Origin of the sequence: Vreelandella olivaria (assembly GCF_023507745.1) — a bacterium.
GTDB classification, from domain to species: Bacteria; Pseudomonadota; Gammaproteobacteria; order Pseudomonadales; family Halomonadaceae; genus Vreelandella; species Vreelandella olivaria_A.
This window is the reverse complement of the sequence record NZ_JALPZO010000123.1, coordinates 14,849-29,850: the sequence shown is the minus strand read 5'-3', so window position 1 is coordinate 29,850 and position 15,002 is coordinate 14,849. Positions and strand designations below refer to the sequence as shown.

General features: G+C 52.2%; 15 protein-coding genes. 1 reads left to right on the top strand and 14 read right to left on the bottom strand.

Translation table 11 applies throughout. The annotated features are described in order from the left end of the window. Window positions 1–42: 42 nt before the first annotated feature. From HP566_RS13220 to argH, 12 genes are all read right to left on the bottom strand, one after another. Window positions 43–1,326: an ABC transporter substrate-binding protein gene (locus HP566_RS13220; protein WP_249977734.1), complete on the bottom strand. Its 1,284-nt coding sequence runs from the start codon at window positions 1,324–1,326 to the stop codon at window positions 43–45. 10 nt (window positions 1,327–1,336) lie between these two features. After that, window positions 1,337–2,500, bottom strand: a complete 1,164-nt coding sequence (locus tag HP566_RS13215; RefSeq protein WP_249977733.1) for an ABC transporter ATP-binding protein — start codon at window positions 2,498–2,500, stop codon at window positions 1,337–1,339. A 100-nt stretch (window positions 2,501–2,600) separates the two neighbouring features. After that, window positions 2,601–2,681 carry a hypothetical protein gene (locus tag HP566_RS21890; RefSeq protein WP_425348199.1) on the bottom strand — a complete coding sequence of 27 codons (81 nt, stop codon included), beginning with the start codon at window positions 2,679–2,681 and terminating at the stop codon, window positions 2,601–2,603. A 362-nt stretch (window positions 2,682–3,043) separates the two neighbouring features. Next, window positions 3,044–3,934 carry a polysaccharide deacetylase family protein gene (locus HP566_RS13210; protein ID WP_249977732.1) on the bottom strand — a complete coding sequence of 297 codons (891 nt, stop codon included), beginning with the start codon at window positions 3,932–3,934 and terminating at the stop codon, window positions 3,044–3,046. Further along, entirely contained in the window at window positions 3,924–4,781 is an 858-nt protein-coding gene (locus HP566_RS13205; RefSeq protein WP_249977731.1) for a polysaccharide deacetylase family protein, read from the bottom strand. The genes HP566_RS13210 and HP566_RS13205 overlap by 11 nt, the downstream gene beginning before the upstream one ends. 68 nt (window positions 4,782–4,849) lie before the next feature. After that, window positions 4,850–5,779, bottom strand: coding sequence for a 2-hydroxyacid dehydrogenase (locus HP566_RS13200; protein ID WP_249977730.1), 930 nt, complete (start codon window positions 5,777–5,779; stop codon window positions 4,850–4,852). Then, window positions 5,776–6,561, bottom strand: a complete 786-nt coding sequence (locus tag HP566_RS13195; protein WP_249977729.1) for a class II aldolase/adducin family protein — start codon at window positions 6,559–6,561, stop codon at window positions 5,776–5,778. Before HP566_RS13195 ends, HP566_RS13200 begins: the two co-directional genes overlap by 4 nt. Further along, on the bottom strand, window positions 6,558–7,970 hold the full coding sequence (locus HP566_RS13190) for an MmgE/PrpD family protein (RefSeq protein WP_249977728.1): 1,413 nt from the start codon (window positions 7,968–7,970) through the stop codon (window positions 6,558–6,560). Before HP566_RS13190 ends, HP566_RS13195 begins: the two co-directional genes overlap by 4 nt. Window positions 7,971–8,122: 152 nt before the next feature. After that, window positions 8,123–8,908, bottom strand: a complete 786-nt coding sequence (locus HP566_RS13185; RefSeq protein ID WP_249977727.1) for an ABC transporter substrate-binding protein — start codon at window positions 8,906–8,908, stop codon at window positions 8,123–8,125. 98 nt (window positions 8,909–9,006) lie between these two features. Next, window positions 9,007–9,771, bottom strand: coding sequence for an amino acid ABC transporter ATP-binding protein (locus HP566_RS13180; RefSeq protein WP_284041459.1), 765 nt, complete (start codon window positions 9,769–9,771; stop codon window positions 9,007–9,009). 16 nt (window positions 9,772–9,787) lie between these two features. Further along, the gene (locus HP566_RS13175) at window positions 9,788–10,666 is read right to left on the bottom strand and encodes an amino acid ABC transporter permease (RefSeq protein ID WP_249977726.1); all 879 of its coding nucleotides are present in this window, start codon (window positions 10,664–10,666) and stop codon (window positions 9,788–9,790) included. A gap of 41 nt (window positions 10,667–10,707) precedes the next feature. Further along, complete coding sequence (gene argH / locus HP566_RS13170) at window positions 10,708–12,138, bottom strand: argininosuccinate lyase (protein WP_249977725.1); 1,431 nt, start codon at window positions 12,136–12,138, stop codon at window positions 10,708–10,710. A 182-nt stretch (window positions 12,139–12,320) separates the two neighbouring features. Here argH and HP566_RS13165 point away from each other — a divergent pair, with 182 nt between their 5' ends. After that, entirely contained in the window at window positions 12,321–13,316 is a 996-nt protein-coding gene (locus HP566_RS13165; protein WP_249977724.1) for a LysR family transcriptional regulator, read from the top strand. Between the two features lie 11 nt (window positions 13,317–13,327). Here HP566_RS13165 and HP566_RS13160 read toward each other — a convergent pair whose 3' ends face one another. Both HP566_RS13160 and HP566_RS13155 read right to left on the bottom strand, forming a co-directional pair. After that, window positions 13,328–14,140, bottom strand: a complete 813-nt coding sequence (locus tag HP566_RS13160; protein ID WP_249977723.1) for an ABC transporter permease — start codon at window positions 14,138–14,140, stop codon at window positions 13,328–13,330. A gap of 10 nt (window positions 14,141–14,150) precedes the next feature. Then, window positions 14,151–14,993: an ABC transporter permease gene (locus tag HP566_RS13155; RefSeq protein ID WP_249977722.1), complete on the bottom strand. Its 843-nt coding sequence runs from the start codon at window positions 14,991–14,993 to the stop codon at window positions 14,151–14,153. Window positions 14,994–15,002 lie beyond the last annotated feature (9 nt).

Genomic DNA, 15,002 nt, shown 5'->3' with positions numbered 1-15,002 from the left:
AAAGCCGGGGCGAGCCCCGGCAAACTTTGCAAGTGCTAACGGTTAACGAGCATAGCGGCGTAGCACGCCTTCCGCCTCCCGCTGGGCTTGTGTAAGAGCTTCTTCCGGTGACAATTGCCCCGTTAGCGCGGCTTGCACCGCGTTATCCAGCGCACGACGTACGCGTCCCCCCTGGTAGGTGGAGAGCTCAGCAGTACCGTGCTCAAGTTGATCGCGGGCCACTGCCGCAGGTGCGAACTCCTCAACATAGCTTTGTAGCGCGTCGGTTTCATAAGCAGCAGGGCTGACCCCCATATAGCCGGTTTTAATCGACCAGGCTGCCGCGCGTTCGGGGTCGGTCATCCAGCGGATAAAGGTCATGGCGGCGCGCTGCTCCTCTTCGCTCGTATCATCGAAGATATAGAAGTTGCCGCCGCCAGTGGGGCTGCCTCGTTGGGTGTTCATCGGCAGCATGGCAACACCAAACTCAAAATCCGCCTCATTACGCACGGCGGTCAGATTGCCGGTGGTATGCCACATCATGGCAGTGGACTGCTCGATGAAGTTCTGGCGCAGCGTACCCCACTCAATGGTGCCATCCGGCATGGCGTTATGTTCTGCGGTGAGTGATACCCAGTATTCGAGTGCTTCGATAGCGGCGGGGTCATCAAAATAAACCTCTGTGCCATCTTCGCTCATCAGGCGGTGGCCATTCTGGAAGGCGAAGGCCTGGAACATCCAGTAGGGATAACCGGTAGAGGGCACCATCACGCCCCACTGATCGCCGCCGGAAACTTCCCGCACGGTGGCGGCCATTTCCGCCATCTCCTGCCAGTTTTCTGGTGGTGTTTCGGGGTCTAACCCTGCGGCTGCAAAGGCGTCTTTATTCCAAAACAGTACGATGGTGGAGCGCTGGAAGGGGATACCATAGGTTTTGCCATCCAGTTGCCCGTTTTCCATCAGGCCAGGATAAAAGCTGTCCAGCCACTCGCGCTCTTCATCGGTTTCAATAATATCGTCAAACGCCACAATGGCGTTTTGCTCTATTAACTCGTAGAGATCGATGGAAAACAGTACCGACAGCTGAGGCGTATCACCGGCCTCAATCGCCGACATGGCCCGCACCCGCGTGTCATCGTAGTTACCGGCGTAGATCGCTTCCACCGCAATATCCGGATGCTCACTCTCGAATTCATTAACCAACTGATCGATCACGTCGGTTAGCGCGCCACCTACCGACACCGGGTAGTACATGGTTAGCTCGACAGGATCGCTGGCAGAGGCATAACCTGCACTCAGCAGGCCCGCAGCCAGTGCGGAAAGGGAAAACGGAATGCGAACACGCATGGGAAACTCCTCAATGTTGGGGGTAGAGCTGGGGGGCAAGCAGGGAAGTTTGAGACGAACCTGACAGCGGAGAACTTAGCTGGGATTCTGCACCGGGGAGATCCAGGGAGTACGGAGTCAGGTCGTCACGGCGCCGTCCGTTGGCATCGAACAGGTGGGCGGCCTTAGTGGGCCAGCCGATACGGCACTGCTGGCCTGCCAGCGCATGTTTGCCCGTTAAGCGTGCCCGCAGGGTATGTTCGCCGATGGCTAAGTGCACGATAGTGTCGGCCCCCAGGTACTCCTCACTAAGAACGCGAGCCAAGACACCAAATGCAGATGCGGGGCGAAGTTCAATATCTTCCGGGCGAACACCCAGCTGCCCTCCGGCAGCATTGAGTGGCGCTACGGGGGGCGTTGGCTCCCCCTGAATAACCGCTCCCTGTTCGCCCGCTGCCAAGGGCAGCAGGTTCATCGCGGGGCTGCCGATAAAACTCGCGGCAAAGGCACTGGCCGGACGGTTATACAGCTCATCGGGTGTGCCGTCCTGAACGATAGTGCCGTGCTGCATCAGGATGACGCGGTCGCCCATGCTCATGGCTTCCACCTGGTCGTGGGTAACATAGACCACTGTCATGTTCAGGCGGCTTTGCAGAGCTTTGATTTCCCGCCGCATATCGCTGCGTAGCCGCGCATCCAGATTGGAAAGCGGTTCATCCATCAAGCAGATAGGGTGTTCGGAAATAACGGCACGGGCCAGGGCCACCCGTTGGCGCTGACCACCGGAAAGCTGGGCAGGCTTGCGGTCCAGATAGGCGGTGAGGTCAACCAATTCGGCCACCTTGGCTAACCGTTGGCGTTGTTCCTGCCTGGGCACCTTTCGGCTGCGTAAACCGAACACAATGTTGTCGGCAACACTAAGGTGTGGAAACAGCGCATAGGACTGAAACACCATGCTCAGCCCACGATCGCCGGGCGGCAGGCGCGTGACATCGCGCCCACCAATATGGATTTGCCCGCTGGTCGCCTCTTCCAAACCTGCGATCATGCGCAGCGTGGTGGATTTACCACAACCTGAGGGCCCTAGCAGAATGACAAACTGGCCGGGGGTTACGTCGAAGGAGATATCATCGACAGCCATGGTCGCGTCCCAACGTTTGGTGACGCGTTCCAGGCGGATACGCGATTGGCTCATAACACTCATCACCGGCTGTTGGTTGTTATTGGGTCAGCTTGCGTTGAAGGTGTTGCCGTTGTATGACACTTATGTGGCGATTCTGTGTCAAGCGAAAAATTTACACGGTGATTTTAATCCCATAACGCTGTAGCCTGCGTACCACGCTGGATTGGCTGATGCCCAGTCGCTTGGCAACCATTTTCAGGTAGTGCATGTTGCTGCCCGGTTTTCTTCAAGTTGGTGAACAGCAGTGGATGATACTCAGGTATACCAGCCGGGCTTGAGCGTATTGTTTCCCGGGTCGGTAATGAACGGTAGCTAGTCAAATAGCTGCTGCCAAATCTAGCATTGCCTGACAGGCCAGTTGAGTCATGTTTTATTCACTCTCCGAGTTGAATTTTATTTTATACTGGAATTCATGGGCTGAGACAGTGAAACTATTATCGCTGATATTAGTCCTGTTATAGTGGCCAGGCTATGTCGCTTGATTGCTTTCATCTTTTTATCCAGAAGTGGTTATGTAATATGTGTTTTTGAGATAAGCTAGGAGTGTTGTTGGATTTAAAAGTGGTTGTGACTGTGTTTCTTAACATATTTAAAGTAAATATTGGCAGGATGGTCTTGAGTGTTTGAAGGCTGGGTTTGCCACCAGCGAGCAATATCCGATGCTGTTGTTATCCAGACGCCAGATTTTGACTGAATGAAATCAATCAGTGATGATAATAGCTGGATTCGACCAGCGGTACCAATAATTTCGGGGTGAAGCCTCAATACATAGCATAGCCCAAGTCGATAGAATCCCTCAAAGTCGAGCTTCATGTTTTCCAGTGTTTCAGAGTATGAAGCAATTCGTGATTGTCCAACTGGAACAGCAGGGCTAAGATTAAATGCAAAGTAAGGAGCATCTTCAAGTTCATAATGTAAGGGGGTTTCTATAATGGGCTTTTCTACATGGAAGAACGGAATGTCATCTCCTCTCCATGAAGAAGACCATGTTATTCCCTCATCATGTAATGCATTGACAAAGCCTTGCTGCCAATGTCCTGCTGGTATACGAAAACCTTCAGGCCTTCTCCCCATGATGTTAGTTAGCTCTTTTACTCCTGTCTGTAAATTTGCAATCTGCCCTTTGAGTGATAAGTTTGAATAGTCTTCATGCTTAGCACCGGAGCAGGCGACTTCATGTCCACTCTCAATTAGGTGGTAAATATGGTTAGAGTGTTTCTTTGCAACACTGGAGGGAATACACCAAGTCGATTTGATATCTTTTTCATTAAGTAGATTTAATAGCCTGTCGACACCCCTTAGGGAACCGTAACGCCAGACGGAAAGGGATTTTTCTCTTCCCTTTAATTGAGGGTATTGCGTGAGAGCACCTTCAATATCATGATAGTCTACGGTGATAATGACAGCGCATTTTTTTTTGTAGGGCCAAAAGGATTTACCTTTCATTGTTATATCCTCTTGCCTTGAGAACCCACTCTGCTACATTTTTTCCTTTGGCGAACCATACGTCATTTCTACCGCATATATGCTCAAAGTACTTTTCAAGAATGATAAGTCGGCCAGGTTTTCCAATGATTTTAGGGTGGAATAGGGTGGTTAGAAATAGCCCTTCATCCATTGCACCATCAAACTCAAAACACCAGTTCTCTAGCGTCAGCCTGTAACTGGCAGTTCTATCCAAACCCGCAGGGAAGTTGGGGTTTCGGGTATAGGCAATGGATGAATAATCATCGAGCTCCCATTTCCCAGGTAATTCCACTAATGGATGGTTGTTATTGAGATGAATGAGATATGGCCTATCATCCCCACGCATGCTACTTGAGTAAATTACACCAAAGTCAGATAAGATAGATAATGTGTCTTTGTGCCAGTCTCCCGATGGTGTTCTAAACCCTTTTGCTTGCTGACCAAGATATTTCCAAAAGATGTGTTGTGATTTCTCCATGACTCTGAACTGCTGTTCTCGATCAAGGGTGAAAAATGATTCATGCTTATAGCCGTGATAGCCGATCTCGTGGCCTCTTTCAACAATCTCTTTGCACTGGTTTGGCCAAGTCTTAATGACCCATGCCGGAACAAAAAAAGTTGCAGGAAGGGTGAAGTCATCGAGTAGATCGAGTAATCGGCCAAGTGCTCTGAAGGGGCCGTAGCCCCCAAAGGAAAAATATTCTGGATTACACCATATTGAGTGATTAAGCATGGCGTCCCCTGTAGGGCCATCGAGATCAAAAGCGAGAGCCATACAACCTTTCTTACTATTGGGCCACAGAGGCTCAAGACGTTCAATTCTCATATTCACATACTCTAGTTATACACTTCAATCAGAGCATCTTTTACTCGTTGTCATGCGCTAGATATTCGTTAATACCCCTGATGATTGATCGTATGGCGTAGTGGGCGACCCTGCATCAGTCGTTGAATATTGTCGATGACCTGCTTGGCGATAGCGTTGCTACTGGATGATGAAGCCATATGGGGAGTAATCAGCACGCGTTTGTCGCTCCATAGTGGATCGCCTGTGGGAAGCGGTTCGGTGTCAAAGACATCCAGCAAGGCCCCTCGCAGTTGACCCGAATCGAGTGCTGTAGTCAGGTCGGGTCGCACCAAGTGCTCGCCACGGCCCAGGTTGATGAGTACTGCCTGCTGTGCGAGCTGCGACATAACTGCAGTATTGAGGATTCCATGAGTATCTGGTGTAAGTGGTAGCAGGCAGATCAGGATATCCAGCCCTTCAAGAAACTCGTTGAGTTCTGTCATGCCGACAAAGCACTCCACACCTGCGAGATGCTTTGGAGTGCGTGCCCAGCCACGTACACTGAAGCCATGACTTGCCAAGCGCTCGGCTACACAGGTGCCTAAAGCGCCGAGCCCCATTACTCCTACGCGGCAGGCACTGGTTGCGGCCTGTAGCGGAGTGAACCAGTGATGCCGGGTACGTTGTGCTATTACCTGATCCATTCGCCGGTGGTAATGAAGTACCGCCCAGAGTGCAAATTCGGCCATTCCCTGTTGCTGCCCGCCGTCTACTATCCGGCAGACTGGTATTTCGGGAGGGAGTGAGGTATCGGCCAGGATGTGGTCGCAGCCGGCGGCGATCGAATGGACGAGGCGTAGCTTCGGTAGTCTTGCGAAGCTGCCTTGGGGTGGGTGCCAGCAGATAGCCACTTCAGCGTTGTCGCAGGTCTTGCCATGGGCGATGCGCACCACTTCGAATGCGGGGGCCAAGTCGGGTAGCTGAGCCTGGAGAATATCTAGCGTTTTGCCGTGGCCGACCAAGGCTATCCGGGTCATGAGCAGTATGCCTCGCGTTGATCCTCGATAAGTGCCAGGGCGGCGAGCCATGCCAGAGTGGTGATTTCCTGCTCGTCATCGGCATCGAACTGGACTGCCGTGCGCTGACGTACGCTCTCGCTAGGTAAATGCAGTGGTTGCCCACCGGATAAGGCTTGCACTTGGGCCTGACAGGCCCGCTCGAGAAAATAGATGTTCATGAAGGCTTCTGCGACGCTGCTTCCAGCAGCGAGCAGGCCGTGGTTACGTAGGATCATCGCCTTGTGCGGACCCAGGTCGCGAATCAGTCTCTCCCGCTCATCAATATCCAGGGCAATACCTTCATATTCATGGTAAGCGAGGCGGCCGTGGAACTTCAGCGCATGTTGAGTCAGCGGTAACAAGCCTGCTGCTTGAGCGGCAACCGCCATACCAGCGGCGGTATGGGTGTGGATGATGCAATGGCAGTCGTCGCGAGCCATGTGCACTGCGGAATGGATAACGAAACCGGCAACGTTGACTCGGGCGTCGGGGTTGAGGCGGTCGATGACGTGACCGGCATGATCGATGAGCACCAGATCTGAAGCGCGAGTGTGTTCGAACGGGGTGCCATATCGATTGATCAGGAATTGGTCCCGGTTACCCGGTACGCGCAGGCTCAAATGCGTATCGATCAGATCCGTCATCCTGTAATACGCGATGAGACGATAGAGGGCAGCAAGCTCGCAGCGTGTCTCCCACTCGACATGTCCGACTTTTTCTCTCAGCTTTCCGGCCTGTTCGTTGAATGAAGAATAATTCATTGATGGGTGACTCCTTGTATTTCGCATGTTGTGTCGTCAGGGGAAGCAGAGCGGCATGATAGTGCGGCCTCGAACAGGGACAGGTCGTCGAGTGCATCAAGCTTCATACAATTTCGCATGACAATATCTACGGAGGATGTGGGAAGTATTCGGTTTGCCAAGGTATAAAATTTATTGGCCAGTGCGTGATGGCTTAGCTGATTGCCAGGGCTCCCCAGTGCGATGTCCACGCGCTTGGTGATACGGCTTCCTTTTCGGGTGGTCAGCATCACGCTTGGTTCTGTATCTGCAGTTAGCTGCCCGTCGACGACCAGGGTGATGAGGGACATCAGTTCATGTATCTCGGCGCTGCTTCGACAAGCATCAGAGTAGGCATCAAGATCTACTCTGCCGAACAGCATACGGGCGGCTAGCGCGTAGGGCAGGCTCATCTGCGCGCTGGCTAGGCTATCGATATCTCGGGTACCACACATCTTCGCCAGGAAAGGTGAAAGACGAACTTCGATGCTCTCAATCTCGCGGGCCTCAAGCGCGTTGTCATCGATAATCAGGCCTAGTGCATCAATTGAAGTATGCGTACCACGACATGAGGCATAGGGCTTGATGGAACAACGCTCGATTTTCCACAACTTCCCGAGCTCGTCCGTCAGTGCAGAGGGCCGAGCCTGGTCGCCTGCCAAGGTAGATAGGAATCCACCCCAGACCTCATCGAACACGTACTGGGGGCCACTGATGCCGGATTGGGCAGACAGTGCTGCTAGTAACCCACCTTCGGCAGCTCGGGCGGCGTGCAGCTTCTTGCTTTGCGACCCATCGTGGATGAAAGCCCAAAGGCCACCACTGAAACTGGCAGACAGGCCAAGTGCAGAAGCGGTAGCGTTGTTATTGAGGTCGAGCAGGGAGGCGCAGCCTGCTGCTGCACCGAATACTCCGCATGTGCCTGTCGAGTGCCAGCCTGCTCCATTATGCGAGGAGTACCCCCCGCAGGCCTCCAGTACCCGCCGGGCAACGTCATATCCGATCACCATGGCGGTGAGTAGCTCGTTCCCCGAGGGTTTACACTCACATAGGGGGAGAGTGGCTAACAGGGCAGGTATTACCACAGCACCTGAATGGTCGCAGCCTCCAGTGTCATCAAGTTCAAAGGCATGTGCAGCGACGCCGTTGGCAAAAGCCGCAGAGCGTGGGGAAAGTCGTGAGTCCGTGCCCCAAACGGTGGCACATCCTTCCTTTTCGCTGCGTTTCAGCAGGTGCAGTGTACGACGTGCTTCAGTAGAGGTGCTTCCCACAAGTGCTGCTCCGAGTGTATCCAGAAGGTGCCACTTTGCTTGTTGGATAACCCGATCGGGAAGGGCGTTGATATCAGTCTCGACGATGAAGCTGGAGAGCTGTTCGAGAGTATTTTTCATGGCTGACTTCCTAAGCTAGTGATGCATAGTCTCCATGGCTGTACGGGGGTCTAACAGCACTCTTATGTCTCCATCGATGGTTATATGGAGCGGCGTGCAATATTCAGACAAGGCGGAAAAGGGCATGGATGCGAACACCCATGCCCGGAGGGTCAACTGCCAGCGTTGATCATGACTTCCTCGACGGCGGAATCCTCCAGTCCCCATTTTTCGATGATATCGCCATAGACGCCGTTTTGAATCAGCTCATCCAGGGCATTGCTCAGGGCATCAATGAGTTCGATGTTATCTTTAGCAGTTGCGATGCCTGTATACTGATAAGCTAGAGGTTCACCGACAATCTTGTAGGCGCCTGGCTCCATCGATTGAATATATGGCAGGGTTTCGCCACCCTGTACGGCGGCATCAAGGCGCCGTTGACGCAACTGCGCGCGCGCATCAGCAGAACCCTCGGTACCGATGACTTCTATCGCGGGGAGACCCTCTGCCACGCAGTTGGCTTCGCTCCATGTCTCAATCTCTCGCGGGAAGTTGGTCCTTCTGCTGGTTCCTACCCGCTTGCCACAAAGGTCGGTTGCGACGTCTGTATCAGAGTTGTCGGCAAGCGTATAAAATTGCGGACCGGAGCGCAGATAGTTGATGAAGCTGACCACTTGCTGCCGTTCGGCAGTGTCGGTCATCCCCGACAGCACAATGTCAGAGCGCCCTGTCGTCAATCCGCTAATCATTTGCTCGAAGGCACTTTCCTGCCAGCGCATCTCGATGCCGAGGTGCTCAACCAGCGCCATGCCAAGGTCATAGTCGAACCCTGTCAGTTGATTGGTCTCGGGGTCCTTGAATTCGAGTGGCGGATAGTTGGGAACGATGGCTGCGGTGAGGTATCCCTTGGCGGTGATGTCATCGGGAAGCTCCTGCGATTGAGCCTGTGAGACCATCATACCGCTCAGTATAAGGGTTGTAGTTACTGTAGCCGTTCTTAACATGGTTATTTCCCTTTCAGTTGCGTGTCAGAGGTGGTTTTCGTTGAACGTTATGCTCAATTCAGGACCGCGGAAATAAACGCTTGGGTGCGTTCATTGCTAGGGTTTGTGAGGATTGCTTTTGGCTCCCCACTTTCAATGATTTGTCCTCCATCCATGAAGATCACACGGTTGGCGACTTCTCTTGCGAAACCAAGCTCGTGCGTCACGACGATCATGGACATGCCGCTTTTAGCAAGGTTGCGCATCACGGTTAGCACTTCACCCACAAGCTCTGGGTCGAGAGCGGAAGTTGGTTCATCGAACAGCATCAGCCTGGGGCGCATAGCAAGTGCACGGGCGATCGCTACACGCTGCTGCTGTCCCCCGGACAGTTCTATTGGATAAGAGTCGGCCTTGTGGGCGAGTCCAACCTGATCCAGAAGCTGCATGGCGTGTTCGCGTGTCTCTTTGGGGGAATGTTTCAAGACCTGGATGGGGCCTTCGATCACATTCTCCAATGTCGTCATATGAGGAAAGAGGTTGAAACGTTGGAACACCATGCCTGTGGCAAGACGCTGCTTGGCTATCTGGTTTTCATTCAACTCGTGTAGTTTTTCGCCATCAATTCTGTAACCAACGAGCTCTTGATCTACCCAAAGGCCGCCACTATCAATCTTTTCCAATTGGTTAATACACCGTAGCAGTGTGCTTTTGCCTGACCCTGACGGGCCAATGATGCAGAGTACTTCACCCTCTTCTACGTTGAGGTCAATGTCTTTGAGGGCATGAAACTCCCCAAAGTACTTATTGATGCCCTTACCTTCCACGATGCTTTGCATGAAGCTTCCCCTGTTGTTATTTGGTGTGATTGGAGCCACGGGCGAAGTGGAGCTCAAGACGACTCTGACCAATCGACAGCACGGTCACTATTGCGACGTACCAAATCCCAGCAACGATGAGGAGCTCCATGACACGGGCATTTGCGTAGTAGATATTCTGAGCATTGTGTAGGAGTTCAGAGTATTGGATGACACTGGCCAGACTGGTCATCTTAATCATGCTGATAAACTCATTACCGATCGGTGGGATGATGACCCTCATCGCCTGGGGGAGTACGACACGCCGGAGGCTTTGCAGGCGCGTCATTCCAATCGATTTTGCTGCCTCATACTGACCCGTGTCGACAGATATTAGCCCCGCCCTGACAACCTCGGCCGTATAGGCACCCTGGTTGATCCCAAGGCCCAGCAAAGCCGCCAAGAAGGGGGTCATCACATCGACGGTACTGAGTTCAAGGACCCCTGGGATACCCAGAGTGGGAAATACCAGTGCTAAGTTGAACCAGAGCAGCAACTGAAGAATCAAGGGGGTGCCACGAAAGAACCAGATATATCCCTTTGCAACGTATCTCAGGATAGGGTTACTGGACATGCGCATGATGGCGAACACTACGCCCAGCACTGTTCCAAGTGCCATGGCAAGAATGGACATGTAGATAGTGTTCCATGCACCCCAGAGTATTGCCTTTGATGTCAGGAATCGTCCAACGAACTCCCACTCGATGTTGCCATTGGCGAAGGCATGAAGCAGTGCTAATACGAAAGCCAGAATGACGATTGATGCAATAAATTTTCCGTAATGCTTTTGACGTATGACGTTATAAGAAGATAAGTCTCTATTCTGCAGGGTAGGCCCGTCTGCCCCCTTGCCGTGAGGTATATGTGTTGACTGCATGGTGGTAGTCCTGCTGTTGTTCGTGGTCAGATGTTTTGGCGCTACAATACTCTTGGGCCTGTATAGTGCTTGCACCACTGGTGTTGCTCTTCCAGAGCAAGTTCCAGGCGTTGTAGCTGCTCTTCGACTCTTTCCACGGCCGTACCACCGTAACCACTCCGAGCTTCAATGGCCGCCTCAAGCGTGAGGCACTGGAGAACCTCCGCTGACAGGTGGTTATCCACTTCCTTAAGCATCTCCTGTGTTAGCCCATCAAGTTCGATACCATGCTGCTCGCAGAGTCTGACGGCTGCGCCGGTGATTTCATGAGCGTGGTTGAATGGTACCCCCTGCTTGGCGAGCCAGTCGGCCATTTCAGTTGCCAATGTGAATCCCAACGGGGCTTGGCGGCGTAGTTCGCTTTCATCCACGACCATGGTGGAGATCATGCCAGCCATCGCTGGTAGCACCAGTTCGAGTGTCTCTACGGCATCGATGATCTGATGTTTGTCTTCGCCGAGATCGCGGTTGTAAGCGAGGGGCTGGGCTTTGAGGGTGGTCAGCATTCCCGTGAGATTGCCGATCAGGCGGCCAGACTTTCCACGTGTCAGTTCCGCGATATCAGGATTTTTCTTTTGTGGCATGATGGAACTTCCCGTCGCATACCCGTCGTCCAGTTTTACCCAACGAAACTGCTGTGACGTCCATAAACATATCTCTTCACTCAGACGAGATAGATTGACGCCTAACATACTGACAATAAAAAGAAATTCTGCAATATGGTCGCGGCTTGCTACGGCATCTATCGAATTTTCACATGGAGCGTTATAGCCCATCTCTCTGGCTGATTTTTCCATGCTGTTTGTTATTGCAGAACCAGAGAGTGCAGCCGCACCCAATGGGGAGGTAGAGAAGCGCCGGTCCCAATCGGTGAGACGTTGAACATCGCGCAGGAACGCCTGTGAATGCGCCAGTAAATGGTGCCCGAAGATGACGGGCTGGGCCTGCTGGAGGTGTGTAAAGCCTGGGGAAATAGTGTATTTGTGCCGTTTGGACTGCTCAATAATAGCGTGTTGAAGTTCCAGCACCATTATGCCTATGCGGCGGACTTGATCGCGTAGAAAAAGCCGTGAGTCATTGGCTGACTGGTCGTTTCTTGAACGTCCAGCACGCAGCTTGCCACCCAGGGAACCGAGACGCTCGATCAGCACTCTCTCGACAAAGGTATGGATATCTTCGTCGTTTTCATTGGGATGAAGCTCGCCGTTGGAAAAGTCAGTCTGGATGCCCTTTAATGCGAGGGTGATAGCTTGGTGTTCCTCATCGCTTAGGAGCCCTGCCCTCAATAATTCGCTGCAGTGCGCCATGGATCCTGCGATGTCGTATGGGGTCAGGCGAAAGTAAGTCCGTGGTGAGCGCGACAGCTTGACCATGGCATTGGCAGGGCCATTGCTGAAACGAGCACCCCAGAGTCGGTCAGAGGAGGTAGTCATTTGTAAAGTCTCCTGATGAGTATCTTAGTGTTTTAGTTTTAGTGTTTTTCGGCTAGTTCTGGTTTTACAGGCGATTACTTAGGCATTTTGTTCTTGGTGTTGTGTTTCAGTGGTAGGTGTTTTATTTAATCGTCCCTCTTGTGCATTCTATTTTTCACATCCCTTAGATGAGGGGAATACCTATGATGGAAAGTGAACTTTACGGTTTGGAAAGCCAATATGCACCACGCTTTAAGCGATTGCCCTCTTTTGGTGCGATGGAGTTTAAGCTGCTGAAAGTATTTAAAATTGTAGTGGAGTCTGGAGGGTTTTCTGCGGCTCAAAGCCATCTTAATGTCAGCTTGGCCTCAATTAGCAAGCAGATATCCGATCTGGAGATACGACTTGGCATGCGACTTTGCTCTCGAGGTCGAGAGGGTTTTGAACTGACAGCAGAGGGGCAGATGGTTTATGAAAACTGCTTGGAATTGTTTAGAGCGCTAGATGATTTTCGTGATCGTATCTACACGGCTCACGGGGAAGTTATTGGCGAACTCAATATAGGGGTAATCGACAATACGGTCACGGATGAAGGCTCCCCTCTTATTGAGGTTCTTTCGAGAGTCATGGAGCGTGAAAGTAAAATTAGACTATCCCTGCATGCTGTATCGTTGACGGATATCGAGAACGGTTTGGAAAGTGGGCGATTTTCATGCGGGGTAGTGCCGAGATATGAGCGGCACATCCAACTTGACTCCTTGAGCCTCTATAGTGAGAAATCGGGGCTTTATTGCGGTAGTAGCCACCCGATATTTTCATTTGACAGAGAACAATCGCTAAATGATCTCAAAGGCTACAAGTTTATCACTCATAGTTATGTCGGCGGAGAACAGCGCCGCAAACTTTCTTCGAGCTTTGAGGAAAAGTCGCTGGCGACTCAAGTGGAAGCTGTCGCCATACTAGTACTCACGGGGCACTATATTGGAGTGCTACCGCATCATTATGCTCGGCAGTTTGTTGATATGGGACGAATGAAGTGCTTGGCGCGGGACAAGTGCGTGGTGGAGACGCCCATGGAACTAGTCTGGTCAAAAAAGACGCCTCCCTCTTCCGCAACTCAGTATTTCATTGATTTGCTGAAGGACTATGCCACAACAAATACTCGTGACTATGAACATAATACCCAGGCACCCAGGTAATGGCATCCTAGTCATGGATGCTGCCGGGCACGCCAGCTATATACTGCCATGCGCACCAGAAGCAGTGTTAGAGTGAGGGTAATCAACAGGGTGGAAATGGCGGCTACCACCGGATCGACGTTGTCCCGAAGCCCGCTCCATATTTGACGCGGCAGCGTAATGACCTCCCAACTGGTGATGAATAATGTGACGGCAATCTCTTCCCAGGAGAGTATGAAGCAGAGCAGAAAGGTCGTCAGCATGGAGAGACGTAGGTTAGGGAGCAGTACCATCCAGGTGGTTTGCCATAGACCAGCTCCCAGATTGCGCGCCGCGAGTTCAATACGTCGGTCAATCCGACTGATAGCCACTAACATGTTAATGACTCCAAAAGGAACAATTAGGAGAGTATGGGAGAGAATAACACCGGGCAGGGAGTCATAGCCGAGGCTTGGAGCGATACGGGAAACGTTAGTCGTCATGAAGTAGAGCACCATGGCTGAGACGACAGGCGGTATAATCAGTGGCAACATGCAGAGTCCGATCAACCAGCGTGTCCACTGGTTACTGCGATACCAAACAGCGATGACAAAGGTGGTGGATAACAGGGTAGCCAGCAGTGCAGCGGATATAGCGATGGCCGTACTGTTCAGGATGCTATTGATCCATTCAGATGAGTTGAACAGTGCAATATAGTGACGTAGAGACCAGTCCCCCTCGGGCATTGAGAGATAGCGCTTATCGGTGAAGGACACGGGTATCACCGCCGCAAGGGGGAGCATTAAAAATCCCATGGTGATAAGCGCTAGGAGTTTGGCCAGCCAGCCGACTCGATAGATATTCATAGCGTTCTCCTCAACCGACTAGCCGCTCGACCCGTGAAAACCGCATCAATAGCCACACCAGCATGGAGACTAATACCAGCATCAGTACGCACAATGCGGCTCCGATCCCCCAGTTATAGGTCTGAAACATCTGCAAGAAAACGTATTCCGCAGCCATCAATGTGCTACCTCCCCCCAGAATGGCGGGAATAATGAAAAAACCCAGACAGAATACGAAGACCATGATGAAAGCGCCCAGCAAGCCGGGCAGGGTCTGGGGTAGAAATACCGAGATGAATACCCGAGTACGTGAGGCTCCCAGCCCTCGAGCGGCCAACAGCACCCGGTCATCAATTTGCCGCATCGAAGAAAGGAGCGGGAAGAAGGCAAAGGGCACCATGAAGTGAACCATGGCAATGATTACCCCGAGAGTATTACGGGTTAGCGCTAATGGAGAGTCGATCAGTCCTAAATCCTGTAACCAACCGTTGACGAGTCCATTGTTTCGCAGCGCTACTAGCCATCCGAACGTGCGTACCAGTACCGATATAAAGAAAGGTAGGAAGATGCACAACTCTACCCAGCGTTGCCATCGGGATGAGCTGTAAAGCCAGCAGTAGGCCATCAAAAAGGCCAGCAGCAGTGCGCAGATACCTACAATGGCGCATAGATAGAGGGTGCGCCATAGCACGGCATGTATTGAAGGATCGTTTGCCAAGCGTACATAGTTATCCACTCCCAGCTCCGGAAGCGTCACGCTCCAGGTGATAATGCCGGCGAAAGGAACCACATAGCAAAGCAGCAGTAGAACCGGCAGCGGCCACAACAGCAAACGGTACTGCCAATGCTCGGGAAGGCGGGTAATCATTTTCATGCCCTCATA

What these genes read in the sequence shown, in the direction of transcription:
- HP566_RS13220 (WP_249977734.1), bottom strand. Translation starts at nt 1,326, where the DNA reads ATGCGTGTTCGCATTCCGTTTTCCCTTTCCGCACTGGCTGCGGGCCTG.
- HP566_RS13215 (WP_249977733.1), bottom strand. Translation starts at nt 2,500, where the DNA reads ATGAGCCAATCGCGTATCCGCCTGGAACGCGTCACCAAACGTTGGGAC.
- HP566_RS21890 (WP_425348199.1), bottom strand. Translation starts at nt 2,681, where the DNA reads ATGGTTGCCAAGCGACTGGGCATCAGCCAATCCAGCGTGGTACGCAGG.
- HP566_RS13210 (WP_249977732.1), bottom strand. Translation starts at nt 3,934, where the DNA reads ATGAAAGGTAAATCCTTTTGGCCCTACAAAAAAAAATGCGCTGTCATT.
- HP566_RS13205 (WP_249977731.1), bottom strand. Translation starts at nt 4,781, where the DNA reads ATGAGAATTGAACGTCTTGAGCCTCTGTGGCCCAATAGTAAGAAAGGT.
- HP566_RS13200 (WP_249977730.1), bottom strand. Translation starts at nt 5,779, where the DNA reads ATGACCCGGATAGCCTTGGTCGGCCACGGCAAAACGCTAGATATTCTC.
- HP566_RS13195 (WP_249977729.1), bottom strand. Translation starts at nt 6,561, where the DNA reads ATGAATTATTCTTCATTCAACGAACAGGCCGGAAAGCTGAGAGAAAAA.
- HP566_RS13190 (WP_249977728.1), bottom strand. Translation starts at nt 7,970, where the DNA reads ATGAAAAATACTCTCGAACAGCTCTCCAGCTTCATCGTCGAGACTGAT.
- HP566_RS13185 (WP_249977727.1), bottom strand. Translation starts at nt 8,908, where the DNA reads ATGATGGTCTCACAGGCTCAATCGCAGGAGCTTCCCGATGACATCACC.
- HP566_RS13180 (WP_284041459.1), bottom strand. Translation starts at nt 9,771, where the DNA reads ATGCAAAGCATCGTGGAAGGTAAGGGCATCAATAAGTACTTTGGGGAG.
- HP566_RS13175 (WP_249977726.1), bottom strand. Translation starts at nt 10,666, where the DNA reads ATGCAGTCAACACATATACCTCACGGCAAGGGGGCAGACGGGCCTACC.
- argH (WP_249977725.1), bottom strand. Translation starts at nt 12,138, where the DNA reads ATGACTACCTCCTCTGACCGACTCTGGGGTGCTCGTTTCAGCAATGGC.
- HP566_RS13165 (WP_249977724.1), top strand. Translation starts at nt 12,321, where the DNA reads ATGATGGAAAGTGAACTTTACGGTTTGGAAAGCCAATATGCACCACGC.
- HP566_RS13160 (WP_249977723.1), bottom strand. Translation starts at nt 14,140, where the DNA reads ATGAATATCTATCGAGTCGGCTGGCTGGCCAAACTCCTAGCGCTTATC.
- HP566_RS13155 (WP_249977722.1), bottom strand. Translation starts at nt 14,993, where the DNA reads ATGAAAATGATTACCCGCCTTCCCGAGCATTGGCAGTACCGTTTGCTG.